23 protein-coding genes are annotated in these 24,056 nt (G+C 52.8%); 20 read left to right on the top strand and 3 right to left on the bottom strand.

The features are described 5' to 3' along the window. Positions 1-34: 34 nt before the first annotated feature. The 8 genes from HMPREF3192_RS00700 to rsfS all read left to right on the top strand — a co-directional run bounded on the left by HMPREF3192_RS00700 (position 35) and on the right by rsfS (position 6,432). Positions 35-1,270, top strand: a complete 1,236-nt coding sequence (locus HMPREF3192_RS00700) for an FtsW/RodA/SpoVE family cell cycle protein (RefSeq protein WP_066304488.1) — start codon at positions 35-37, stop codon at positions 1,268-1,270. 12 nt (positions 1,271-1,282) lie between these two features. Next, a complete protein-coding gene (locus HMPREF3192_RS00695) occupies positions 1,283-2,218 on the top strand; it encodes a DUF697 domain-containing protein (RefSeq protein ID WP_066304487.1) in 936 nt (311 codons plus the stop codon). A 224-nt stretch (positions 2,219-2,442) separates the two neighbouring features. Further along, entirely contained in the window at positions 2,443-2,817 is a 375-nt protein-coding gene (gene rplU / locus HMPREF3192_RS00690; protein ID WP_066304485.1) for a 50S ribosomal protein L21, read from the top strand. A gap of 38 nt (positions 2,818-2,855) precedes the next feature. Further along, positions 2,856-3,110 (top strand): 50S ribosomal protein L27, encoded by a 255-nt coding sequence (gene rpmA / locus HMPREF3192_RS00685; RefSeq protein WP_066304484.1) that lies wholly within the window; start codon positions 2,856-2,858, stop codon positions 3,108-3,110. Between the two features lie 185 nt (positions 3,111-3,295). Continuing rightward, on the top strand, positions 3,296-4,687 hold the full coding sequence (gene obgE / locus HMPREF3192_RS00680; RefSeq protein ID WP_066304479.1) for a GTPase ObgE: 1,392 nt from the start codon (positions 3,296-3,298) through the stop codon (positions 4,685-4,687). 11 nt (positions 4,688-4,698) lie between these two features. Beyond that, a complete protein-coding gene (gene nadD / locus HMPREF3192_RS00675; RefSeq protein WP_066304477.1) occupies positions 4,699-5,361 on the top strand; it encodes a nicotinate-nucleotide adenylyltransferase in 663 nt (220 codons plus the stop codon). A gap of 7 nt (positions 5,362-5,368) precedes the next feature. Further along, positions 5,369-6,085 carry a bis(5'-nucleosyl)-tetraphosphatase (symmetrical) YqeK gene (gene yqeK, locus HMPREF3192_RS00670; protein WP_231723319.1) on the top strand — a complete coding sequence of 239 codons (717 nt, stop codon included), beginning with the start codon at positions 5,369-5,371 and terminating at the stop codon, positions 6,083-6,085. Then, positions 6,082-6,432 carry a ribosome silencing factor gene (gene rsfS / locus HMPREF3192_RS00665; RefSeq protein ID WP_066304472.1) on the top strand — a complete coding sequence of 117 codons (351 nt, stop codon included), beginning with the start codon at positions 6,082-6,084 and terminating at the stop codon, positions 6,430-6,432. Before yqeK ends, rsfS begins: the two co-directional genes overlap by 4 nt. On the opposite strand, the gene dinB is transcribed toward rsfS, so the two are convergent. From dinB to HMPREF3192_RS00650, 3 genes are all read right to left on the bottom strand, one after another. Continuing rightward, entirely contained in the window at positions 6,419-7,720 is a 1,302-nt protein-coding gene (gene dinB / locus HMPREF3192_RS00660) for a DNA polymerase IV (protein ID WP_066304471.1), read from the bottom strand. The genes rsfS and dinB overlap by 14 nt on opposite strands. 90 nt (positions 7,721-7,810) lie before the next feature. Next, positions 7,811-9,067: a sensor histidine kinase gene (locus HMPREF3192_RS00655; RefSeq protein WP_066304470.1), complete on the bottom strand. Its 1,257-nt coding sequence runs from the start codon at positions 9,065-9,067 to the stop codon at positions 7,811-7,813. 96 nt (positions 9,068-9,163) lie between these two features. Further along, positions 9,164-9,844, bottom strand: coding sequence for a response regulator transcription factor (locus HMPREF3192_RS00650; protein WP_066304469.1), 681 nt, complete (start codon positions 9,842-9,844; stop codon positions 9,164-9,166). Between the two features lie 389 nt (positions 9,845-10,233). On the opposite strand from HMPREF3192_RS00650, the gene rpsP reads away from it, so the two are divergent. From rpsP to rplS, 12 genes are all read left to right on the top strand, one after another. Further along, on the top strand, positions 10,234-10,551 hold the full coding sequence (gene rpsP / locus HMPREF3192_RS00645) for a 30S ribosomal protein S16 (protein ID WP_066304468.1): 318 nt from the start codon (positions 10,234-10,236) through the stop codon (positions 10,549-10,551). Positions 10,552-10,661: 110 nt separating this feature from the next. Continuing rightward, positions 10,662-11,009 (top strand): KH domain-containing protein, encoded by a 348-nt coding sequence (locus HMPREF3192_RS00640; RefSeq protein ID WP_082715521.1) that lies wholly within the window; start codon positions 10,662-10,664, stop codon positions 11,007-11,009. 9 nt (positions 11,010-11,018) lie between these two features. Further along, complete coding sequence (locus HMPREF3192_RS00635; RefSeq protein ID WP_066304461.1) at positions 11,019-11,636, top strand: ribosome maturation factor RimM; 618 nt, start codon at positions 11,019-11,021, stop codon at positions 11,634-11,636. 54 nt (positions 11,637-11,690) lie between these two features. Beyond that, positions 11,691-12,551: a tRNA (guanosine(37)-N1)-methyltransferase TrmD gene (gene trmD, locus HMPREF3192_RS00630; RefSeq protein ID WP_066304458.1), complete on the top strand. Its 861-nt coding sequence runs from the start codon at positions 11,691-11,693 to the stop codon at positions 12,549-12,551. Between the two features lie 2 nt (positions 12,552-12,553). Next, positions 12,554-13,528 carry a signal peptidase I gene (gene lepB / locus HMPREF3192_RS07060; protein ID WP_331696481.1) on the top strand — a complete coding sequence of 325 codons (975 nt, stop codon included), beginning with the start codon at positions 12,554-12,556 and terminating at the stop codon, positions 13,526-13,528. Positions 13,529-13,609: 81 nt separating this feature from the next. Further along, entirely contained in the window at positions 13,610-14,488 is an 879-nt protein-coding gene (locus tag HMPREF3192_RS00620; protein ID WP_066304456.1) for a glycine--tRNA ligase subunit alpha, read from the top strand. A 4-nt stretch (positions 14,489-14,492) separates the two neighbouring features. Further along, positions 14,493-16,640, top strand: a complete 2,148-nt coding sequence (glyS, locus tag HMPREF3192_RS00615) for a glycine--tRNA ligase subunit beta (protein WP_066304454.1) — start codon at positions 14,493-14,495, stop codon at positions 16,638-16,640. Between the two features lie 41 nt (positions 16,641-16,681). Next, complete coding sequence (locus HMPREF3192_RS00610; RefSeq protein ID WP_197414518.1) at positions 16,682-17,563, top strand: pyruvate, water dikinase regulatory protein; 882 nt, start codon at positions 16,682-16,684, stop codon at positions 17,561-17,563. Positions 17,564-17,911: 348 nt separating this feature from the next. Continuing rightward, positions 17,912-20,683, top strand: a complete 2,772-nt coding sequence (ppdK, locus tag HMPREF3192_RS00605; protein ID WP_066304453.1) for a pyruvate, phosphate dikinase — start codon at positions 17,912-17,914, stop codon at positions 20,681-20,683. Between the two features lie 150 nt (positions 20,684-20,833). After that, entirely contained in the window at positions 20,834-21,949 is a 1,116-nt protein-coding gene (locus tag HMPREF3192_RS00600; protein ID WP_082715506.1) for a deoxyguanosinetriphosphate triphosphohydrolase, read from the top strand. 123 nt (positions 21,950-22,072) lie between these two features. Continuing rightward, complete coding sequence (locus tag HMPREF3192_RS00595) at positions 22,073-23,053, top strand: DUF6273 domain-containing protein (RefSeq protein WP_066304452.1); 981 nt, start codon at positions 22,073-22,075, stop codon at positions 23,051-23,053. Positions 23,054-23,249: 196 nt separating this feature from the next. Next, complete coding sequence (rplS, locus tag HMPREF3192_RS00590) at positions 23,250-23,591, top strand: 50S ribosomal protein L19 (RefSeq protein ID WP_066304449.1); 342 nt, start codon at positions 23,250-23,252, stop codon at positions 23,589-23,591. Positions 23,592-24,056: the final 465 nt, after the last annotated feature.

Raw genomic sequence — 24,056 nt, 5'->3', positions numbered from 1 at the left:
CACGCGAGTCTTTCCATGAAGCAGGAGCTCTAACATGGCGATGAAAACACCAAAAGATAGTCTTTCGGATGTAGGCGTAGGTAGCGTCTTGTCATCCCTGTTTGGTGGAAAAGCAGGTAACGCTCCCGAACATGCACGCATACGGCCCAAAAGTCGTCGCCTTGAGAATATCTATCTACCGAACGCTATTGCGACCTTGTTGCTGTGTTTATACGGTCTTATCGTCGTGTGGAGCGCCTCTTTGATGATTCCCGAAGCCTCCTGGCCGCGCCAGTTGGTGGGCGTTGTCATCGGCCTTCTCGGCGCCTTCTTTATGTGTCGCTACGATTATCGAAATCTCGCTAATGTGACGACGTTGCTGCTCATACTCGATATTGTGCTCATGCTTCTGCCCAAAGTGCCAGGCTTGAGCTATTCGGCAAAGGGTCTGACGGGTTGGGTGCAGATTCCCTTTATTCACATGCGCTTCCAGCCCTCTGAGCTCGCCAAACTGGTCACCGTCTTTTTGATGGCGGCCCTCGGTGCGCAGTACAATGGCAAAATCGAGACTCTTAAGGATTACGTGCGCCTTTGCGCCTATTTGCTTGTGCCCTTTGCGCTTATTTTGACGCAGCCCGACCTGGGTACGGGTTTGGTCATTTTGGTGTCGGGCGCGGCTATTATTATCTGTTCGGGAGCGAAGCGCTCGTGGGTGTTGGTTACGATTGCGTTGATCATTGCGGGTTCTGCCTTGATTATTATCACGTCTATGACTCCAGGTTTGCCGCATCTGCTCAAACCCTACCAGCTCAATCGTTTGCTGGTATTTGTGGACCCCAACTTGAGTCCCACCGACGACGGCTACAACCTCTTACAGTCAAAAATTGCGGTGGGTTCGGGTGGCTTTTTTGGTAAAGGCATCGGGAATGCGACGCAGGCGGGTGGAGGATTTTTGCCCGAGGCCCATACGGACTTCGTGTTTGCCCTGCTCTCCGAAACCTTTGGCTTTGCGGGTGCGCTGGTGTTGTTAGCGCTGTATGCCGTGTTAATCTTCTCGACCATTCGTTTGGCGCTCGCGGTGGAAGCTCCTTTTGGTAAGCTTGTACTCGTTGGTATTGTTGCCATGTGGTCGTTTCAGCTGCTCGAAAACATGGGAATGTGCATTGGCATCATGCCCATTACGGGTATTCCGCTGCCCTTTATCAGTTTTGGATCTTCCTCGATGGTGGCGCAGCTCTTAGCGGTGGGCATTGTGCAGAGTGTGTATCTGCATCGCACCAAGGCCGCATAGGAAAGGGGAGTCATGCACAATTTGTTGTCTTCGACGATGTTTCAGGCGGCAAAAAAGCTTACCCAAAAGCAGGCTGCACGTCAGATCTCAGTACATATTTTTGTGGACTCCACGGTTGATGGCGCCCTTCGTGAGACTATCAAGGAGCTTTTTATTCCACAGAGTATCCACGCGCAGGTGGTGGTACGTCGCGTGCCGCAGCATTTCTCGGCTGGCGCGACTGCGACATCGGCCTCGACCACAACATCGACTGCAGACGCCAGTGACCCCGTCGCTGGTACTACAGCGTCCGCAGAACCAAAGCTGCATCCCCTCACGGCTGATGTCTGCCTCGTTCTGAGCGCACGCGAGCTTGATGATGTTGCTACGCTCGTGAGCTGCTATGCCAAATACGGCGTTCCGACCGCTGTTGTGGCACGTACGAGCGTTGAGGCTCCACATGCCATTGCAGGCGCTGTGCACAACACGGTAGGTATCGTGTGCGGAACCGACCCCGAAACCCTGACGCAAAAACTCGCGTGTTGGGTGGTCGATACCCTTGACGAGAAAATCAGCGCATTTGTGCAGGCGTTTCCCTTTGCGCGCAAGGAAAAAATCCGCCAGCTGGTCGCAAACTGCGCTTCGCAAAATGCTATGGTTGGGGCAGTCGCGTTTATTCCCGGAGCCGATATGCCTGTCATAACCGCTAATCAGCTTCGTCTTGCGCTGGACATTGCACAGCTCTATGACAAGCCTCTTGACGCGAGCCGCTTACCAGAGTTGGGCTGCGTCGTGGGAGCAGGTGTTGTGTACCGAGGCATTGCACGTTCGCTGGTAGGGGTGCTTCCCGTGGTAGGACCGCTCATAAAAGCGTCGGTGGGCTATGGTGGCACCATTTCGACGGGACGCACGCTGGAGGCGTATTTTGAGCGCACGAGTAACGATGGCGACTTAGTCGTGGATGTCTGATGAACCTTATCTATGAGGTGTTTTCTCAAAAAGCGTTTCTCGTTATCCTTATGAAGGTTCGCAAAACGCATACTAAAAGGGTTGCACGACGCACACAGGCTCGCACAAATGAGTTTTTGTAGTGAATACCATAAGTTAGGTGTATTTTTTTGTTGACCTCGCTGGCTAGCGATGTTAAAGTTACCAGCTGTTGCACTCACTCATAGCAATGAAGGGCATTAAACATGTACGCAATCATTACGACTGGCGGCAAGCAGTATAAGGTTGCCAAGGGCGACGTCATCGACGTAGAGAAGCTCGACGCGCAGCCTGGCGATAAGGTTAAGCTTGACGTCTTGCTTTTCAACGATGGTAAATCCATTGTTGTGGATCCCGAAAAAGTTTCGAAGATGACGGTACAGGCAGAGGTAGTTGAGCAATTTAAGGGCACAAAGCAGCTTGTCTTTAAATTCCACAAGCGTAAGCGCTATCACCGCCTGAAGGGTCACCGTCAGAATCTTACAAAGCTTTCTATCGTGAAGCTTCCTGCTAAACCTCGCGCTGCAAAGACTGCAACAAGCGATGCAGCAAAAACTGATGCAGCCCTAAAGGCAGAGTAGTTCGAGTATTTCCTCGTTGAGTAGAAGGTAGGTTTAATATGGCTCACAAGAAAGGTCTCGGCTCCTCTCGTAATGGCCGCGACTCTCAAGCACAGCGTCTTGGCATTAAGATTTATGGTGGCCAAGCAATTAAAACTGGTCAGATCATCGTTCGTCAGCGCGGCACCCACATCACCCCTGGTGTCAATGTAGGTCGCGGTAAGGACGATACACTCTTTGCCCTCGTTGACGGTAAGGTTGAGTTCAAAAAGGGTCTTAAGCACACGGTATCCGTTATTCCCGCTGAGGCTTAAGAGCGCCGATGAGCGCCGCTTGAGCTCGAGTCGCGCAAGGCGTACAAGTCTCGCAATTGCGCAATCACGCCAACCGCGCGCTGTGTGCTCAGGCAAAATATGTATGAATGACACAAGACCTCCGAGCATCTCGGGGGTCTTGTTGTATGATATAGACAGCGTTTGAGCTCGTTTGAGGAGCGTTAATGTTTACCGATATTTCTCATATCAATGTGGTGGGGGGTGACGGCGGAGCGGGCTGTATGTCCTTTCGCCGAGAAGCATTTGTTCCCAAGGGTGGTCCCGATGGCGGCGATGGCGGCCACGGCGGCAATGTCATTGTCGAAGCCACTTCGCAGCTCTCTTCTCTGATTGATTATCGCTTCAAGCACCACTTCAAGGCCGAACGCGGCACACATGGTAAAGGTGCTCGCAAACATGGCAGCCGTGGTGCCGACCTTGTGCTAAAGGTGCCCCTGGGTACCGTGGTACGCGAGCTTGATCCACAAACGATGGAGCCCCTCTACGACATAGCCGACCTGACGCAGCAAGGCGAGCGCGTGTGCGTAGCACCTGGTGGCGTCGGTGGTCGAGGCAATATTCATTTTGTGACGTCAACCCGTCGTGCGCCTGCGTTTGCCGAGAAGGGCGAGCCCGCGATCCCGCATTGGATTGAGCTCGAGATGAAGCTTATGGCCGACGTTGCCCTTATCGGCATGCCTTCGGTGGGTAAAAGCTCGCTTATTGCACGCATCAGCGCAGCTCGACCCAAAATCGCAGATTATCCGTTTACAACGCTGGTGCCCAATTTGGGTATGGTGCGCGCTTTGGATCATAGCTCGTTTGTGGTGGCCGATGTGCCTGGGCTTATCGAAGGTGCAAGCCAGGGTAAGGGCCTTGGTCATGAGTTTTTGCGCCATATCGAACGCACCGCCATGCTCGTGCACATTGTGGATGCTACGGGCGGATTCGAGGGTCGCGACGCGGTCGATGACTATCGCATTATCAACACCGAGCTCAAAAATTATGCTGCTGAACTCGCCGATCGTCCGCAAATTGTGGTCGCTAACAAAATTGACATGCCCCACAGCAAGCGCTCGCTGGAGCGCTTGCGTGAAGCGGCGCTTGCCGACGGGCATCAATTCTTTACGATTTCGACCCTCACGGGTGAGGGCTTAAGCGAGTTTGTAGGTAGCTGTGCTCAGATGGTCCAAACCTTGCGCCAGGAGCTTGCGGCCCAGCAGACGGCTGAGCAGACCAGCGTGCAGGCAAAGGTCGCAAATTGGGAGCTGCAGCGCCAGCAGCGCGATAAGCGCTATCACATCAATAATTTGGGTGGTGGTGTTTTCCAGCTTACTGGCACGACCGTCGAGCGCATGGTTGTGCAAACCGACTGGGACAACGACGAGGCCATCCTGTATTTGCAGCATCGCTTCGAGCGTATGGGCATCGACGACGCCCTGTACAAGGCAGGTTGCCGCAACGGTGACGAGGTGCGTATCTTGGGCTATTCATTTGAGTTTGGCGGCTTTGATGACGAGAAGCCCGATGATTTTGACGAGCTTACCGATGATGACGACGAGTTGTACGAGGAGTAGGGAAGCTTTTCGTGTTGCAGCATGAACTAGAAGCACTTGATCTGCCCGTGCTCGGCGAAGATACCTCGCGAATCTATCGCTTGGGTATTATGGGCGGCACGTTTGATCCCATTCACAATGGACACCTTGTTGCTGCAGAACAAGCCTTTGGGGACTTGCAGCTCGATTGTGTGGTCTTCATGCCTGTAGGTAACCCTGCCTTTAAGCAGGACATTCGCATAACACCTGCTCTTGATCGCTACGCCATGACCCTGCTTGCAACCGCCGATAACCCCCACTTTGTGACAAGTCGTTTCGAAATCGACCGCAGTGGTGTGACCTATACCGTGCACACCTTGCAGGCCTTGCGCGAGCTGTACCCCGCAAATGTCGAGCTATATTTTATTACGGGCGCCGACGCTATTATTGACATCGTCAAATGGCATGAAGCACATAAGATTGCCCAGCTTGCGCGCTTAGTGGCGGCGACCCGCCCTGGGTATAATCTGGACTACGCCACCGACGTCATCTTTAATTCCAAGATTGCTTTCGACGTGACCTACCTTGAGGTGCCGGCGCTGGCGATTTCATCGAGTTATTTGCGCGACAGAATCAAGCAGGGGCAGTCGCTGTCGTATCTGACGCCCCCTTCGGTTATTGGCTATATTGCAAAGCGTGGTTTATATGTCGAGTAACAAGCAATTGAGTAACGAACAACACACTGTCTCTAGCGTGCAGGTGAGTAACGAGCAGTCGACTGACAAGCAACAAAATTTTATCTTCGGCTCCTTGCTTCCCCTTATTCGTGACGAGAATTCCGAGCACGCAGAACTTCTCGACCAGCTTGAAGTGGATATGAAATTACGTATGTGTCATCACCAGCAGCGCCTTGCGCACAGTTTTTCGGTTGGGCGCCTCGCGCAAACCATGGCGCAGACCTACGGTGTTGATGTCTTTCACGCGGGTGTAGCAGGGATTTTGCACGATTGGGCCAAGGTGTTGTCCCATGAGGAGCAGCTGGCGCTGGCCGATTCGCTCAAGCTTGATTTTGGTGTGCCGCACCAGTTGGTGGTGCCTTTGCTGCATGGCCCAATCGCGGCGCGCCTGTTGCCCAAAGTCTATCCGTGGCTATCGGCCGATACCGTGCAGGCGATTGATCGACACACGGTTGGCGCTCATGATATGAGCGATCTCGATAAGATCGTGTTTAGTGCGGACGCACTCGACCCCCTGCGTGGGAATATTCCTAATCTAGTGCGCATCCGCGAGCGCATTGGAAAAGCGCCGCTCGATGACATTTTTTGGGATACGTTTGTCGAGGGCATTATCTACGTGCTCCAAACGAAGCGCTATTTGTATCCTGCTACCCTAACGCTGTATAACGACTTAGTACAACAACACACGAAGGAGTTTTCATGAGTGTAACCCCCTTTGAGCTTGCAAAAGTTGCGGCCCTTACCGCAGACGAGAAAAAAGCGACCGACATTGTCATGCTCGATCTGAGTAAGGTTTCGGATGTCGCTGACATTTTTCTGGTATGCACCGCAGCAAATAAGCGCTTGGCGGACGCACTCGTTGACGAAATCGAGAAAAAAGTTCGTATCAATTGTGCCGAGAAGCCCGCGGCTATTGAAGGTCGCACCGAGGGTAGCTGGATTTTGATGGATTACGGCGCCGTCTTAGTGCATATCTTCTTGCCTGAGCAGCGTGAATATTATCGTTTAGAAAAGCTCTGGGGCGATGCTCCTCAGCTTAGCTTTGCTTAGGCGTATCGCTCGTCATGTGCTTATAACGCAGGTCATAGCCATAGGATAAGGTCTGCGAACCAAAACGTTTACGCAGCTCGTCATAGGTTTTTGCAAGTTTTTGTTGGTGGGCAGCATCGTTGGTCTTCTCGTCAGAAAGTGCATCAAGATTTGCGTCAAACAGCGACAGCTGCTGTGGGCGTGACTCGCGCGGATCGCCAAAGTCACTCACACTAATGCCAATAAGACGCACGGGATAGCCTGGCTTCCACAGGTGGTCAAGGAGCTTTTGAGCGCTCGCGGCAAGCACAGACTGCATGCAGCTGTTTTCTTTGAGTTGCATTTGCGCGGTTTTTTGCTGGCCCACATGGAATTTAAGCTTGAGGGTTACGGTATGCCCTGCAAGCTTTTTTTCGCGCAAACGCGCTGCCACCAGGCCCGCGATGTGGCTGATGGCAGAGATAATTTCTTCGCGCGTATGCAAATCCTTTGCAAAGGTTCGCTCAGACGAAATTGATTTGATGGGGCTGGTATCTGCAAAAAGATTGACGTGACTGACCTCGTTGCCACTTGCGCGCACGATCATCGTTTGGGCGACCACGCCAAACTGCGCCTGTAAAAAAGCGGGGTCGGTGCGGGCGAGTTGTCCGAGGGTAAAAATGCCCATACGCTTGAGTTTTTCGTCTGCAGCTTTGCCAATGCCGCTGAGTGCGCGGACGGGCAGCGGCGCCAAAAATTGTGTCGTTGCCTCACCAGGAATGACGGTCAATCCGCGCGGCTTGTCCTGTTCGGATGCAATTTTAGCGACTGTTTTGTTGCGCCCCAGACCAATGGAACAGGTGACGCCGAGTTTCTCGACACGCTTTTGTATGCGCATACAAATGGCGGCAGGGTGTTCGTTAGAGAATCTACCTGGGGTTATATCAAAAAATGCTTCGTCGATGGAAACCTGCTCGATGCGCGGAGTTTCTTCGAGAATGCAGCTCATCACCGCGCGACTCATCTCGTTGTAGCGGTCAAAATGCCCAGGCGTCCATATGGCATCGGGGCACAGCCGTCGCGCCAGCGCGCTGGGCATAGCGGAGTGCACGCCAAACTGGCGCGCCTCATAGGAGGCTGTCGATACGACACCACGTTTTTCAGGGGAGCCGCCTACAATGACGGGTTTGCTGCGCCACTCGGGATGATCGAGCTGCTCGACCGAGGCAAAAAAGGCGTCGAGGTCGAGAAGACCGATGGCGGGACCGTCCCAAGTCAGGGCGCCCGCACCAGCGGCTTTGTTGTTCGGTATGTCAGAAGTATGTTTCATACTTCTAGTTTACAGCAGTTTTCAGCGGGGCTGACATAATCCATGGCTACAAAAAACGACGCCGCGAGTTCGCCGCGCGCAGCAACACCGCTACAGCGTAATCGTAAACGTCGTGCCGTCCTGTTTGGTGCTTGTGACCGCTATCTTGCCATTGTGCTCATAGACAATGTTTGCTGCGATGGATAGCCCCAGGCCGTAGCTGCTGGTTTGTTGCAGCGTGCGCGCCTTATCCGTGCGATAAAAGCGATTAAAAATGTAGGGAATTTCTTCGGAGGCAATATAGCTACCCTTATTGTTGATTTGCAGGATGCAGTGTGTTCCGCGTCGCAAAAGTGTCACGGTAATGGGGGAGTTTTGGGAAGAGTACTTGCAGGCATTGTCAATGATGGTGCCTACCATGCGCTCCAAGGTTTCCTCATTACCAAAAACGTGCAGGTCATCGGTGATGTTAGTGATAATCGTATTACCACGCTCAAAGGCAAGCACTTCAAATTGCAGACAGACCTTCTCGACCAGCTGCGAAAAATTAAGGTTCTGATGCGGATGCGCCGAAATACCCTCGGCGTTCGCGGCGTCCATGCGCGCCAGGTCCAGCAGTGCCTGCACGAGCTCCTTCATGCGATACGCTTCGTTAGAAATAGCCGTTATCCAGCGCTTATCCTCATCAGAAATTGTATTGGTATTGTTGTCCAAAATTTGCGTATTAGCGAGAATAACGGCGAGTGGTGTCTTTAATTCGTGGGATGCGTCAGCGATAAATTGGCGTTGGGTGAGCCAGGCCTTCTCGATAGGACGCGTTGCCCAACTTGCTACAATTTGTGCCACCACCACGAGCATACCCATAATAACCACAAACAAAAATACATCGGTCAAGAGATGCTGCTGCAGGGTAGCGTCCAAAACGGAGGTATCAACAATGGCAATGCGTAAGTCACCATTCGATAAACGGCGCACTTTCCATTTGATATGGGCATCACGAATAATTCCCGTCTCATTTTTTGTTGCTTTATGTGCTTTGATAACTGAGTGGATAAGTTTGTCACTGACAGACGAATACTCAGGATCCTCTCGCACAATTTTTCCATGGGGGGTAAAGAGCACTCTTGACATTAGTGCATGCGAACTCAGTCGATTCTCTGGGCTTTCGGTTTTCGTGTTAAGTTCGGTTTTACCGATAATGAGATGCACGCCACTCATATCGCTGATCCCATAATCGAGGGTCAGGTCAATGGAGTTGTTCATCAGGTTGTAGGTGTTATAAAACGAGCTACAAAGGACAAACAGCAAGATAATACCGAGCAGCGTGCTCGTTAAAATTACATAGGTTCTCTTGAGTCGTTTAAGCATGATTACGTACTACTTATGCATATACTGATCTACGATCTGGCGGCCATAAGCAAACTATCTATATACCAATTACGCATCGTAGCGCTACGCAAGCGCTTATGCGCCAACGATTTGCTCGAGGCGATATCCAAGCATACGCAGCGTTGTGATGTGTACGCTGGATTCCAGGTGCGTCAGTTTCTTGCGCAAGAACGAAATGTAAGCCTCAACGGAATTCTCGGAAGACTCGCCATCGATGCTCCAGACGCGCGAAAGCAAATCCTGCTTTGAGGTGATACGACCCTTTGCATTCATGAGCATGGACAACACTTCATATTCTTTTTGTGACAGGTGCACCGAATTCTTGCCGCAGCTCAAGTCATGGGTCGAGACATCCAAAAGCAAGTCACCGAAGTCGATCTTATCGACTACCACTTCGCCTTGACGACGGGTAAGCGCACGCACACGCGCGACAAGCTCGATGCTTTCGAAAGGCTTGGTCATGTAATCATCCGCGCCAGCGTTCAAGCCCTCGACCTTATCGGCAATTTGTGTACGAGCCGTGAGCATGAGGACGGGAAGAGAATTGTTCTTCTCACGCAGCTTGGATACCAACGTCATGCCATCCATTTCGGGAAGCATGATGTCCAGCACCATAGCGTCAAACTTACCGCTCATGGCAAGTTCAAAGCCCGCTTTGCCGTTGTGCGTGGCCTCTGTCTTAAAGCCACAGTCATCCAAGATTTTGCAGATGGCGTCAGACATGTTTTTCTCGTCTTCACACACTAAAACGTTCATAGTACCCCCTTGTCCAGTAGGTATTATACCATTATAGCACTATATTAAATAAACCTGTTATAAACCTTTTATAAGGTACTACAAAACCGCCAAAAATTCTAGTACTTTTTCAGTTATGTAAAACCATCAAATAAATAATAGTTTTCTTAAATTTGTTCCCGTGAGTTTTCCGCACTTAGGGCGTGGGGCGCTCCTTAGGACACTGCGCAGGACGTTCCTTACATTTTTTGTGATTCACATCGTGTTTCAAAAACAATACTTTTCATTCGCAGGTATTTGTCATAATATTGTCTATTGCTTTATGGAGAAATGCTTTATAAAGTACCATACTGTATGGCGGCAATTCATCCTTACTACCCGCGCCGCATTCGTTTAAGAGGAGTTTTACTTTGGCAGTCAAGATTCGTTTGGCACGTCACGGTGCCAAAAAGCGTCCGTTTTACCGTGTTGTTGTCGCTGATGGTCGCATGCCTCGCGATGGTCGCTACATTGAGTTGGTTGGTCGTTACAACCCTCTTACCACCCCTAAGACTATCGAGATCGATCTTGAGAAGGTAGACGCTTGGGTTGCTAAGGGTGCTCAGCCTACCAATGCCGTTTCTCACCTTATTGACATCGCTCGTGGCAATGCTCCCGAGCCTGTCAAGAAGGACAAGAAGTCCAAAAAGCAGATCGCTAAGGACGCTGCCGAGAAGAACGCTGAATAATGATGGATTTTGATGCGCAAAAGGAGCACACCGACACTTTTGAGCAGCAAGAGCAGCTAAACGATTTGTACGACGCTAATGTCGCGTATGATGATGCGGCTAGCGACGTTGTGTATGATGACGCGTACAAGAAGAACGACGAAGTCGCTGACGACGCACCCGCCGCAGATGTCGCAACTGCTGACGCAGATGTCGTTACCCCCGGCGAGGCACTGCCTTCTGATCGTGTTGCCGACCTTGTTGAATACGTGGTGTGTGGCCTTGTTGACGACGTCAACGCTGTCTCACTTGATGTGATCGATAGCGCGCAGGGCACGCTCATTGAAGTGACCTGCTCCGAGCAGGATACGGGCAAAGTCATTGGTCGTCGTGGACGTACCATCAAAGCAATCCGTACCCTTGCTCGTGCCTTAGGTCAGCGCGTGGGTACATCCGTTGACGTAGAAGTTTTAGGATAAGGCATTGTTTTGTTTGAAGAGCTTACTGCAGTAGCCCGCGTAGCAAAAACATATGGAAGCAAAGGGGAGGTTGTCGTAGCAACTACGAATAACCTTCCTTTTCTTTTAGCGCAACATATGCGCGTGTGTATTTTGCCACCTGAGCTTACGGGACATAGATGGTTTACGGTTAAGGCCATCCAAGGCGACGACGCTCATAATGATGCCCACGATGACGCTCATAATGATGCTTCCGCCGCTGTTGGTGCCACCGCTCACGATGCGTTTCACGCAAGGTCGGGTGTGGTAGTCAGCTTTAACGAAGTGACCACCATGAATCAGGCGCAAACCTTAGTGGGAAAAACTATCTGCGTTCCCACACACGCGCTTCCTGAAGACGTGGTGCGTTACAACGCCGCCGATCTTATCGGAACTCGTGTCATTGATGCAAACTATGGCGAGCTTGGTACCATCGATGACATTTTGTTTGGCCCCACGCAAAACGTATGGGTTATCCAGGGTCGCTATGGTGAAATTTTGCTTCCTGCGGTCGACGAATTCATCGAAGGATTTGACGAGGCTGGCAGTATTCGTGTGTGCACTCCCACTGGGCTTATCGAGAAGCCCGACGAAGGTGAGAAGCACTAGACGGCACGCACGCAGCAGTCGTTGAGAGTTGTTGGGTATTGAAGGAATGTGGTCATGAAACCTCGCTATGAAGCACTTTCGGTATTTCCCGAAGTCTTTGAAAGCTATTTTTCGACGTCCATCCTGGGTAAAGCACAGGAGCGTGGACTTTTTTCCTTTACTGCTCATGACTTGCGCAACTGGACGCATGATCGGCATCGCAGTGTTGATGATGCGCCCTTTGGTGGCGGCGCTGGCATGCTTATGAAGCCCGCTCCCATTTTTGAAGCGCTGGATGATTTGACGCAAGGCACAGAGCGGTCTTCGTCCCCGCAGACATCGACCGGGTCCGAGCAAAAACCATACGTGATTTTTTTCACGCCTGCCGGAACACCCTTCACCCAAAAGGTTGCCGAACGCCTCATCCAGCATGAGCATGTAATTTTTGTCTGTGGCCGTTACGAGGGAATTGACCAACGCGCCTATACGCTCGCAGACGAAGAGCTGTCGCTTGGTGACTACATCTTAACAGGCGGCGAGCTTGCGACGATGGTGGTAGTGGACGCGCTTGTACGCCTGCTACCTGGTGCTTTGGGTGACCAAGCCAGCGCGCAAGACGAGTCATTTTCGTACGGTCTTCTCGAATACGAACAATATACCCGCCCCGCATCGTATTGCGGCCTCGACGTTCCCGACGTGCTTCTTTCGGGCGACCACGCAAAAATTCGCACCTGGAGATGTGAAAATGCTCTTAAGCGTACCGCTTTGCGTCGACCTGATCTGCTTGAAGGCCTTACACTATCTGATGAGCAGCTCGAGTTTCTCGACAAACTTGCGCAGGATGAGAGGTTCGGCGAGGACGAGAAGCCCGTGTTTGTCTCCGAGAAATTCGCGGCAAACGAGCGGCTCTCACAGCACGATACCCATGAGGAATAGCAATGACCGACCACGATAGCCACGATACATATATGCATAAACCCGGTATTTCGGCGCACAGAAATGCCTCGATGTCGCAGCGCATTCCGCGTCCTGAGGATGTTTCGAGCAGCACGGCTGTTTCGGTCTTTACTGCCGACGGCGGAACTGATGACTCTGTTCCTGCGACTGACGTCACTGCTGCTACCGTTGGCGCTGACGCCTTGGCTTCCACCAGCGAGGGTGCTGTCAACGCTGGCACACCCACTGTTAACGCTGACGTTCCCGACGTCGATACTGCCGATGCGGTCGCGCCAAAGCGATATAGGCCTGCGCACTTAAAGCCAGGTGTTGCATTGGATAACGCGTGGGACGATGCTTCCGACGGTGCTACCGCTGCTACTGGAGCCACCATGCGCGCCACCGCCGCTGACGCACCCACCGCACAAGCGCAGCCAAACAAGCGCACTGGACAAATTTTGCATACTGCTGCGGTAATTATCGGCGCTGTGCTTTTAGCACTGTTTATCCGCATGTTTGTTGCCGAAGTCTTTATCGTGCCTTCGGGATCAATGCTGCAGACCATCCAACTTGGTGATCGCCTTCTTGGCGAAAAAGTGAGTTACCGCTTCACAAAACCCCATAAAGGTGACGTAGTAACCTTCAAGAGCCTCGAAGACGCTTCAACGATTTTGGTGAAGCGCGTGATTGCAACCGAGGGTCAAACGGTCGATCTTATCGACGGGAAAGTCTACGTCGATGGCAAACCCCTTGATGAGCCGTATACTTCTGGAAAAGAATCGTATCCGTTAAATCAAAGCATCGTGCCTGGTGGAATCACGTATCCGTATAAGGTGCCGAAGGATCACGTGTGGGTTATGGGCGATAATCGCACGAACTCGCTGGATTCTCGGTATTTTGGGGCGGTGCCGACGCAAAGCATTACCTCGCGCGTTCTGTGCATTTACTGGCCGCTTCATGACGCGATGCCCCTTTAAAACGACCGAACATTGCCCTTCTCGGCAACCGACCGAACAAAACGACCAACCAAACAAACGACAGGAAGAGGTACTACGAATATGAGCACACGAGCGCTTACGTTCCAAGATATGATCTTGGAGCTCCAACAGTATTGGGCGCAGCAGGGTTGTACGCTTATCCAGCCCTACGATAGCGAAGTTGGCGCAGGTACCTTCCACACCGCCACTTTGCTTCGCTCGCTGGGACCGTCCGCGTGGCGTTGCGCGTACCCCCAGCCTTGTCGTCGTCCGGCGGATGGTCGCTATGGCGAGAACCCCAATCGCATGCAGCATTATTATCAATTCCAGGTGATTATTAAGCCTTCGCCGACTAACGCGCAAGATCTGTATCTGGACTCGCTCAAGGCAATTGGGCTGGATCCTGTCAAGCATGATGTGCGCTTCGTTGAGGACGACTGGGAGAGCCCCACGCTGGGTGCTTGGGGTCTTGGCTGGGAAGTCTGGATGGACGGTATGGAAGTTACGCAATTTACGTACTTTCAGCAGGTTGGCGGCATTGAAGTCAATCCCGTTCCTGTCGAGATAACCTACGGTTTGGAGCGCATTGCCATGTACGCGCAGGGCGTCAACTCGGTCTATGACATTGTGTGGAGTTATTTGCCCGACGGCACGCCCATGCACTACGGTGACGTGTTCTTGGAAAACGAGCGCGAGTTTTCGACCTACAATTTTGAGCTTGCCAACATCGACATGATGCGCCGCAAATTTGATGAGTACGAGCAGGAATGTCATGCCTGCCTTGACAAAAAGCTTCCCCTAGTTGGCTATGACTGTGTCATGAAGTGCAGCCATGCCTTTAATATTTTGGACGCACGCGGTGCCATTTCGGCCACCGAGCGCGCGAATTACATTTTGCGTGTTCGCACGCTTGCGAAGCTTTGTTGTGAGTCGTATTTAGCAGAAGTAGCAGGGAGATAAAGTTATGAAAGCGATCACCGCTCCTATCGAAACACAACCCACCGCAGCTCAGGATTTTTTGCTGGAAATTGGCACCGAGGAAATGCCTTCTGCGCCGCTGATTAACGCCGCAAAGCAGCTTCCTAAACTTGCAAAGCAAGCCTTGGACACAGCAGGACTTGCGCATGGCGCGATGCGCGTCATCAGCTCGCCGCGCCGCCTTGCGATCATTGTCGATGCTGTAGCGAGTAAAACCGATGAGATTCACTCTTCGAAGCGTGGACCCGCTGCTTCAATTGCCTTTGACGACAATGGTGCACCCACCCGCGCGGCCGAGGGTTTTGCACGTAAATGCGGCCTTGATGCCTCGCGGCTCGTGCGCAAAACGGATAGCGACGGACGCGAGTATGTGTTTGCCGAGGTATTTGTTGCGTCGCGCGATGCCTTGCCGATTTTATCTGCACTTTCGCACGATCTTATTGCCAGCATTGAATGGCCCAATTATCGCAGCCAGCGCTGGGGGAGTGCCACCGAAACTTTTGTGCGCCCTATCCGTTGGATTTGTGCGCTGTTTGGCACCACGCCCGTCGAGGTGCGCTATGCCGACGTTATTTCGGCTCCCACGACGCGTGGCCATCGCGTGCTGTCCAATGGCGTCTATGAGGTGAGCTCGCCCGTGGTCTATGAATCGGTCCTCAAGCAGGCGCATGTTCTGAGCGCCGAGGCGCGTCGCGAGGCCATCCGCGCGCAAATTGCCGAGATCGAGCAGACCCGCCCAGGCGCCCGTGTTGACACACCCGCCAAAATTTTTGACGAAGTCGTCAACCTTTGTGAGTGGCCCACCGTAATGGTCGGCACCTTTGACGAGGAGTTTTTGGCCGTCCCGCACGAAATTATTTGTGAGTCGATGCTCTCGAATCAGCGCTATTTTCCTACCTACGATAAGGATGGCAAGCTGACGCGCGAATTTGTCATTGTCTCGAATGGTGACCCCGCGTGCGAGAAGACCATCGTGAATGGCAACGAGCGTGTTGTGCGTGCGCGTCTGGAGGACGCGAAATTCTTCTACGAGTCGGACATGAAGGTGCCGCTCGACGAGTTTGTGCAGCGCCTTGACCGCGTCGTCTTCCAAAAAAAGCTTGGTACTATGTTGCAAAAGGTCACGCGTATTGAAGCGCTCGTCGGTGCTGCCGCAACGCAGCTCGAGCTTGACGGCGCTCAAACAAAACTCGCGCTTCGTGCAGCGCACTTGGCCAAGGCCGACCTTGTCAGCCAGGCCGTTGTGGAGTTTACCTCGCAGCAAGGCGTTATGGGTGGTTACTACGCGGGTGCGCAGGGAGAAGATTCTGAGGTCAGTGCTGCGATTGCCCAGCACTATCGCCCTCGTTTTGCAGGCGATGCGATTCCTGCCAACCTGTATGGCCAGCTTGTGGCCCTTGCCGATAAACTCGACACGATTGTTAGTTTGTTTGCAGTGGGTGAGCCACCGACGGGTTCATCCGATCCCTTTGCGCAGCGTCGCGCCGCATTGGGCTGCATTGCCATTTTGCGCGAGCTGCCGAAGCTCGATGCCGCTGCTCTTATCGACGCCGGTCTTGATGCGCTGGCGCAGCAAGGGATTGCGTTTGAGCTGGGTCGCGCCCGAGACGAGGTTCGCACCGAGATTGCGCAATTTATCGCGGGACGCTTGGCAACCATCGCAAAGGACGAAGGCGCCGCTCCCGACACAGTCGAAGCCGTGAGCGCAACAGGCGTCATCAATCCATCCGAATTTTTGGCACGTACGCAGGCCTTGGACGAAGCGCGCAACTACCAGCCCGAGCTCTTTTTTGACTTGGCAGCTGCCTACACGCGTGCAGATCACCTTGCAGACGCAAACCTTGGTTTGGATGTGGACACAAGCTTGCTCACCGAACCCGAGCAAGCCCTACTCGATCGCATGCTCGCGGTCGACACGCAGGTGCACGAAAGCCTTGTTGCATATGACTATGCCGCAAGCATTCACGCTTTGGCCCAGCTAAAAGAGCCCATCGATCGATTCTTTGATGAGATTATGGTTATGGACCCTGATGATAAGATAAGAACCAATCGTTTGAGATTACTCAACCGATTCTGTAGTATTTTTTCTGACGTTGCTCACATCGGAGCACTCGATCGCAAAAACAAGCGCTAGACGTCCTTCTCGACGAAGCGCAACAGAAAGGAATGTGTAACGTGAAGGCAAATTTTGATTTGGTCGATGACACGACAGGACAAGATATCCCCATTGTGCACATCCTGTCCGACTCCTTAGGCGACACCGCAAGCGAAGTGGTCAACGCGGCCGCCTGCCAGTTCCCATCCGAGTCCATTCGCATCGAGCGCTTGGCCAAGGTTTCGAGTTTGGAGCAGGTGCGCGATTACCTGGACAATCTCGAAAATCCTAACGAGAAGACCGCCGTGTTTCACACCATTGTCGACGCGCGCTTACGCGCTGATGTGCGCCGTGAACTCGATCATCGTGGTATTCCTTCCATCGACTTGATGGGACCTGCCATCACCATTATGTCCAGCTTGACGGGCGAGGAGCCCAAAAACATTCCTGGCGTTATTCACAACACCGATGATCGCTACTTCCGTCGTGTTGAAGCCATGGAATTCTTTGTCGAGCACGATGACGGTCGTAATCCGCAGGATCTGAACCAGGCCGATGTCATTCTCACTGGTGTTTCTCGTACCTCCAAGACGCCCTTATCGATGTATTTGGCTTTCTTGGGCTTTAAGGTTGCCAACGTTCCTCTGGCGCTGGGCGTCGAGCCCCCAGTGGAACTTCTGGAAGCAAGCCCTTCTCGCGTCTTTGGCCTAGTATCGTCCACCGACGTGCTCGCGGCCATTCGCCAGCGCCGTCTTTCGGATGACGCGGCCTTTGCCATCGCTGGCTCCTACGCTGATCCGCAGGAAATCGATGTGGAGCAGGAGGACGCGCGCAAGTTCATGAAGCGCCTCGGCTGCATCGTCATCAATACCGCAGGTAAAGCTGTTGAGGAAACCGCTTCCGAGATCATCGAGCACATCGAGTCGCTGCGTAAGTCTCGTCAGGCCGCTGCGCGCAAGTAGCCGAGAAGATCACGTCCACGCGTCGCGATCGCGAACACAAAGCGTCCACAAAAACGCAATCAAAACTGCAAGAAGAAGGTGTTATTTGTACACCTTCTTCTTTTTCTATAAAGACCTTGTGTTTATTTGGCTATCTTTTTCCGTCTACGGAAAAAATACCCCTCCGACCGGTTTATACACTTTTACCAGCACCGGTATTGCAAAATTAAAGGGAGGCTGATTGCGTTTGCACGTCGAGGATCTTCTCGACAGATTTTCGAGGTGGCGGTCTTCTCGACAACGCAGTGCAAAAAAGCCTCTGTTCGGTACGTTGCATACAGTCGTATGCACAAGACTCAAGGAGTGTAGATGACCGGCACAAAGCATGTCTATTGTTTTGGTAATGACGCATCAGGCACTGATGTGACCGAAGCAGCAGGCGCAACTGTTGATGAAGCCAAATTTATTGTTGGCGGTAAGGGTGCTAACCTGGCCGAGATGGCGCGCATTGGCCTCCCTGTTCCTCCAGGATTTTCGATCACGTGCCAGACCTGTGTTGCGTTTTCGTCCGCAGGTAACCGTTGGAACGATTCAGCAGTCTTGGACGAGATTGATGCTGCGCGCGAAGATCTTGAGAAGCGCATGGGTAAAAAGCTTGGTGACGTAGATGACCCCCTGCTGGTATCCGTTCGTTCGGGTGCTCCTTTCTCCATGCCAGGTATGATGGATACCGTATTAAATCTGGGCTTAAACGATGTCTCGGTCGAAGGTCTTATCGCCCAGACCAACAATGCCCGCTTTGGTTGGGATTCGTATCGTCGTTTTATTCAAATGTTTTCCAATGTCGTGATGGGTGTGGACGCCGATTTGTTCGAGAATGCGCTTACGTCTCGCAAGCTCGCGAAGGGTGTCAAGAGCGACACGGACTTGTCTGCCGATGATCTCAAAGACTTGGCAAGCGAGTTTAAAGAGATTTTTGCGAAGCATGTTGATGGCAAAAAGCATCCCGAGGTTGCCGATGCCACAGGCAAAGTATCGTTCCCACAGGATCCAAAGCTGCAGCTCAGGCTCGCGATCGAGGCTGTGTTTGGCAGCTGGAATAATGCCCGCGCAATTTTGTACCGTAAACAAAATAAAATTCCCGATGACCTGGGCACCGCGGTCAACGTGCAGGTCATGGTCTTTGGTAACAAGGGGGACACTTCGGCCACAGGCGTTGCCTTTACACGCAATCCCGCCGACGGCACCAACGAACGCTATGGTGACTTTTTGATTAATGCCCAGGGCGAGGACGTTGTTGCTGGTATTCGCAACACCGAGCCCATTGCTGACCTGTTGAAGGTTCCCGCACTCAAAAAGGCGGGTAAAGAGCTCTTCCACATTTTTGAGGTGCTGGAAGATCACTACCGCGACATGATGGACATCGAATTCACGATTGAGCAGGGCAAATTGTGGATGCTCCAGACGCGTGTTGGTAAGCGCACGGCCTTATCGGCCTTAAAGGTCGCACTTGATATGGAAAAAGAAGACCGCATCTCCCGAGAAGAGGCCATCTTGCGCGTCGACCCTGCCCAGCTCGACCAGCTCTTGCACCCGCAACTCGATCCCAGGGCCAAGCTTGATGTGCTTGCAACGGGTCTTAATGCCAGTCCTGGTGCTGCCGTGGGCGAGGTGGTCTTCTCGTCAGATGAAGCAGTGAAGCTCGCTGAGCAAGGGCGACCCTGCATTTTGGTTCGTTGGGAAACCAATCCCGACGACCTCAAAGGCATGGTCGCAGCCGAAGGCATTCTGACCAGCCACGGCGGCAAGACCAGCCACGCTGCGGTTATCGCCCGCGGTATGGGTGCGCCCTGTGTTTGCGGTGCTGAAGCGCTCAGGATTGATGCAACGCGCAAAGAGGCTCGTGTGGCGGGCACCAAGGTGGTGCTGCATGAGGGCGATGTCATCACGATCGATGGTACGACGGGCCGCGTGGTGCTCGGCGCCGTTGCGCTGGTACGTCCCGATTTGACGGGCGATTTGGAGACCATTTTGAGCTGGGCGGACGAGATCTGCATGGATTCGTCTCGCGGACGCAATATTGGTGTTCGCGCAAATGCCGATAACCCCGCCGACGCGCAGCTCTCTCGCGATTTTGGTGCTGAGGGCATTGGCTTGTGCCGCACCGAGCACATGTTTTTGGGTGAACGCAAGCAGATTATTCAGTCCTTCATTTTGGCCGAAAGCGAGGGCTTGAAGGAAAACGCCTTAGGGCAGCTGCTCGATGCACAAAAGGGCGACTTCCTCAAGATGTTTGAGGTCATGAATGGCAAGACCGTTATTGTACGCTTGCTTGATCCGCCGCTGCATGAGTTTTTGGACGATCCTCGAGAGCTTGCCTGCGACATTGCACGCATGGAGGAGCGCGGTGCCTCTAAGGAGGAGCTTGCGCCCAAGCGCGATTTGCTTCGTCGTATTGATGCGATGAGCGAGGCCAACCCCATGCTGGGTCTGCGTGGCTGCCGCTTGGGCATTTTGTATCCTGGCATCGTTGATATGCAGGTTCGTGCTATTGCTACCGCAACTGCCGAGCTTCGCAGCCGTGGTCTGGATCCGCAGCCCGAAATTATGGTGCCCCTTATTTCGACCGCCGAAGAGCTGGTGCAGCTGCGTGAGCAGATCGAGAACCTCATTGCCGACATCGGAGCACGCTTTAGCCTTGATTTAACGATTCCCATTGGCACCATGATCGAGCTTCCACGAGCAGCGCTTGAGGCCGAAGAGATTGCCAAACATGCTGACTTCTTCAGTTTTGGTACCAACGACCTGACACAAACAGCCTTTGGTTTTTCGCGCGACGATGTCGAAAGCGCCTTTATCCCCACCTACCTGCGCCGCAAGATCCTTGCATACAATCCGTTTGAAACGCTCGACACGGGTGTCAATAAGCTCGTCAAGATTGCGCTCGAGGGTGGGCATGCTTCCAACCCGAAGATTGTTTGCGGCGTGTGCGGCGAGACGGGCGGCGATCCCGAGTCCATTTACATGTATTACGACGACGGCGTCGACTACGTGAGTTGCTCGCCGTATCGCGTGCCCATTGCGCGCTTGACGGCGGCGCAAGCCAAGATCAAAGCCAACGGTGGCGCGCAAGGGCGTTGAGCTCCAACGGTGGCGCGCAAGGGCGTAAACCCCTGTTAGACGTCTGTTAGATGTTTGTACTACCTCATGCCTCTTATCAATGCACGTCATCGCGCTTGGTAGGAGGCATGTATATACTTTTGTAGGGAGAGACCAGCGAAAGGAGTGCTTATGACAGATACCGCCGATGACGGCTTAATCCTCGCTGTTCGAGTCGCACGCCCCACGCGAGCCACGCGTGAGCTGCTTGAAGCCCGCGAGCACCAGATCTTATCGCCCTGGGCGGCTTTTTCTGATCAAAGCCGCGGTCGTTCTCGCGCCGAAGAGTCCGATTGCTACCGAACGAATTTTCAACGCGATCGAGATCGTATCCTGCATAGCAAGAGCTTTCGGCGCCTGGCGCACAAGACGCAGGTGTTTTTGGCACCCGAGGGCGATCACTATCGTACGCGCTTGACGCATTCGCTCGAAGTGATGCAAATTGCACGCTCCTGTGCGCGTGGTCTGTGCCTCAACGAGGATTTAACCGAGGCAATCGCCTTGGGGCACGACTTGGGTCACACTCCGTTTGGGCACACGGGGGAGCGCACTTTATCACGTGCCCTCGAGCAGTATCGCGGCCTAGAGCCGTCCGAGCTCACCGCTCATGACGAGCCGACGCTGTTTAAGCATAACGAACAAAGTGGGCGCATCGTCGAACTTCTGGAGAAGGACGGTCGCGGTCTTAACCTGAGCTGGGAAGTTGTCAACGGCATTGTGTGCCATACGGGCCCTGTTAAGGCAGCCACGCTCGAAGGGCAAATCGTGTGCTTGGCGGATCGCATTGCCTACGTGACGCACGACATTGATGATGCCTGCCGTGCGGGGCTTTTGCGAGAAGATCAACTGCCCGCAGCCGCCTGCGAAATTTTGGGTTCGACGGGATCTGCGCGCATCAAAACGATGATCGAGGACATGATTGCCGCTAGCGCTGGTCACGATACCATTCGCATGTCAGATGCCGTGTACGATGCTATGATGACCCTGCGAGCCTATCTCACCGACACCATTTACAGCAATAGCGATGCTAAGGTCGAGGAGCCTAAGGCCGATCAGCTGCTCGAGCACTTGTTCTTTTACTTTATCGACCACGTGGATCAGTTGCCCGATGAGTATCGAATTCACGATGCCGATAAACCCGAGGTGCAGGTTGCAGATTTTATTGCAGGCATGACGGATCGCTACGCCATCAGAACCTTCCAAAAAATGATGGTTCCTCGCTCATGGTGCATGGGTGGTTCAGTGTGATGGTAGTGGTGTCGTCTGTGACGGCGACTACAGCGGCGCGGGCAGCAGCGTAAGCGCCATGCTTGGCGTCAGTGCTCGTGTGCGACACGCTAAGCAAAAAGCGTTTTTGAGAAGAGGTTTACCGTGCAAAAAGCAGGAAAAATCATTCACTTCGTTATTGGCCTACTCTTTGTCTCGTGCGGCATTTATGCAGCGTACATAGGTTTTACTGGCCAACCCATACCCTTTGTGCAGCCATACATCGACAAGGTCTTCTCGCAGCAGCGCGCGGACACGCCCGCCGCACCAAAGCCAAAAGACGAAAAGAAGCAGCACATTTATGCCTACAGTTTTGATGAACTGGCGGCTATCTCGAAGCGCATCGCCGCAGCGTCGTCTGACGAGGAGGCGCGCGCCATTGCGAAGGACTATCATCTGCTTAACGAAGATGGGTCGCTTACCAATGAGGGCATTAATCTTAACCTGCAGGACGGGCGTGTGATGCAGGCGCAGCTCGTGGGTATTCGTCATGACGAGAAGGCCGACGGCGCGGGCAAGGCAGGCCTTACGTTTGTGACGACTGACGCGAAGGATCTGCATGCTATGAACGACACCAATGACACGGCTGGCGGTTGGGAAAAAAGCGCCATGCGTGCCTGGGTCAACAAGGAGCAGTTCGAGCTGCTGCCCGCCGACCTGCAAAAGCATATCGTTGCTGTTAAAAAGTCGACGAACAATTCGGGCGATGCGCGTGATGCATCGCAGGTCACCACTACCGATGACAAGCTGTGGCTCTTATCGTCAGCCGAAGTTTGTGGCACGCTTGATTGGTTTAGTCACGAATATGGTAAGAAGCTAGGCCACCTTGACCAGGTCATTAATGCCGAGGGAACGCAGTATGAGCGCTATCGCGCTGCAGGTGTGAGCGCGTATTCCGATCCACATCAGACGTTAATCAAGAGTTATCAGAGACAGGATGTTGCCTGGTGGTATCGTTCGCCGTTTGCCTTTGTGTATAAGAACCTCAAGCAGCGTTACTTTTATAACGCACTGCCGACGGGGTATCCGTATGCCTATTCCGTTCCGAGCGAGAAACACGGTGTTGTGGTAGGTTTTTGCATTTAAGCGCCGTCCGAGTTTTTATGCTTGCGTTTGAAGGATTGTCTTGGGTATACTAAGCAATCGTGTGTAAACCTATGTGTCGTTGTATTTAAGCGATCGTGTGCGCGCTGCTCTTGACATGCATTTTGTCTTGCTGCTGCGCGGTACTTTCCGATGTTGCTTTTAACGCTACTCGGCACCTCTAGAGATGAGGATTTTCATGGACTATATTCGTGCTCTTGAGCGCCAGCAGATTCGCGAGGATGTTCCCACCTTGCGTGTTGGTGACAATGTAAAGGTTCACTATCGCATTAAGGAAGGCGATCGTGAGCGTATTCAGGTCTTCCAGGGCGACATCATTCGTTTGAGTGGCGCTGGTTCTCGCGAGACCTTTACCGTTCGTAAGATTAGCTTTGGTATTGGCGTTGAGCGTACCTTCCCCGTACACAGCCCCAAGATTGCTAAGCTTGAGGTCGTTCGTCACGGTGACGTTCGTCGTGCTAAGCTTTACTACCTGCGCAACCGCGTTGGTAAGGCTGCTCGTATTCGTGAAAAGCGCTAAGGTTTTTTGCGCTTGTGCCGCGTGTAGCGTGTAGCACTCATCGCGCAGACTCTTTTTTGCGATCTGACTCCGCTACGAGCCCATTAGATTTGTTTGCAATAAACCGCCTCGATTTTCGGGGCGGTTTTGCGTTAGCTCGCCAGAATGCGCCACTGAGAGATTATGAACGGTTTTAGGTCTTGTACAGGTCTCAATACCACGTACAATGTGGGCAGTATGTTTGTTCTAGTTGGTGTTGTCCTTCCTCTAAAATTCGATTCTCATCCTACAGAATATTTTGCGATATCTGATCTTAAAAATGCTGTTAACATCCAACAACTTTCAACTGTAGACTATGTCTACCATGGTATTGCTGATAGATTTTTGCAATTACCTTTATTGTTGCTAGGTTGTTGGCTTGTGTTCCTGACCCAGCTGCAAATTTTTAGGGTTATAAAAAATTGCTGAACTTGCAACCTTGATTGT

Source organism: Atopobium deltae, assembly GCF_001552785.1.
GTDB lineage: Bacteria > Actinomycetota > Coriobacteriia > Coriobacteriales > Atopobiaceae > Atopobium > Atopobium deltae.
This window is presented reverse-complemented; position numbering and strand designations above follow the sequence as displayed.

What these genes read in the sequence shown, in the direction of transcription:
- HMPREF3192_RS00700 (WP_066304488.1), top strand. Translation starts at nt 35, where the DNA reads ATGGCGATGAAAACACCAAAAGATAGTCTTTCGGATGTAGGCGTAGGT.
- HMPREF3192_RS00695 (WP_066304487.1), top strand. Translation starts at nt 1,283, where the DNA reads ATGCACAATTTGTTGTCTTCGACGATGTTTCAGGCGGCAAAAAAGCTT.
- rplU (WP_066304485.1), top strand. Translation starts at nt 2,443, where the DNA reads ATGTACGCAATCATTACGACTGGCGGCAAGCAGTATAAGGTTGCCAAG.
- rpmA (WP_066304484.1), top strand. Translation starts at nt 2,856, where the DNA reads ATGGCTCACAAGAAAGGTCTCGGCTCCTCTCGTAATGGCCGCGACTCT.
- obgE (WP_066304479.1), top strand. Translation starts at nt 3,296, where the DNA reads ATGTTTACCGATATTTCTCATATCAATGTGGTGGGGGGTGACGGCGGA.
- rsfS (WP_066304472.1), top strand. Translation starts at nt 6,082, where the DNA reads ATGAGTGTAACCCCCTTTGAGCTTGCAAAAGTTGCGGCCCTTACCGCA.
- dinB (WP_066304471.1), bottom strand. Translation starts at nt 7,720, where the DNA reads ATGAAACATACTTCTGACATACCGAACAACAAAGCCGCTGGTGCGGGC.
- HMPREF3192_RS00655 (WP_066304470.1), bottom strand. Translation starts at nt 9,067, where the DNA reads ATGCTTAAACGACTCAAGAGAACCTATGTAATTTTAACGAGCACGCTG.
- HMPREF3192_RS00650 (WP_066304469.1), bottom strand. Translation starts at nt 9,844, where the DNA reads ATGAACGTTTTAGTGTGTGAAGACGAGAAAAACATGTCTGACGCCATC.
- trmD (WP_066304458.1), top strand. Translation starts at nt 11,691, where the DNA reads ATGAAACCTCGCTATGAAGCACTTTCGGTATTTCCCGAAGTCTTTGAA.
- lepB (WP_331696481.1), top strand. Translation starts at nt 12,554, where the DNA reads ATGACCGACCACGATAGCCACGATACATATATGCATAAACCCGGTATT.
- HMPREF3192_RS00620 (WP_066304456.1), top strand. Translation starts at nt 13,610, where the DNA reads ATGAGCACACGAGCGCTTACGTTCCAAGATATGATCTTGGAGCTCCAA.
- glyS (WP_066304454.1), top strand. Translation starts at nt 14,493, where the DNA reads ATGAAAGCGATCACCGCTCCTATCGAAACACAACCCACCGCAGCTCAG.
- ppdK (WP_066304453.1), top strand. Translation starts at nt 17,912, where the DNA reads ATGACCGGCACAAAGCATGTCTATTGTTTTGGTAATGACGCATCAGGC.
- HMPREF3192_RS00600 (WP_082715506.1), top strand. Translation starts at nt 20,834, where the DNA reads ATGACAGATACCGCCGATGACGGCTTAATCCTCGCTGTTCGAGTCGCA.
- rplS (WP_066304449.1), top strand. Translation starts at nt 23,250, where the DNA reads ATGGACTATATTCGTGCTCTTGAGCGCCAGCAGATTCGCGAGGATGTT.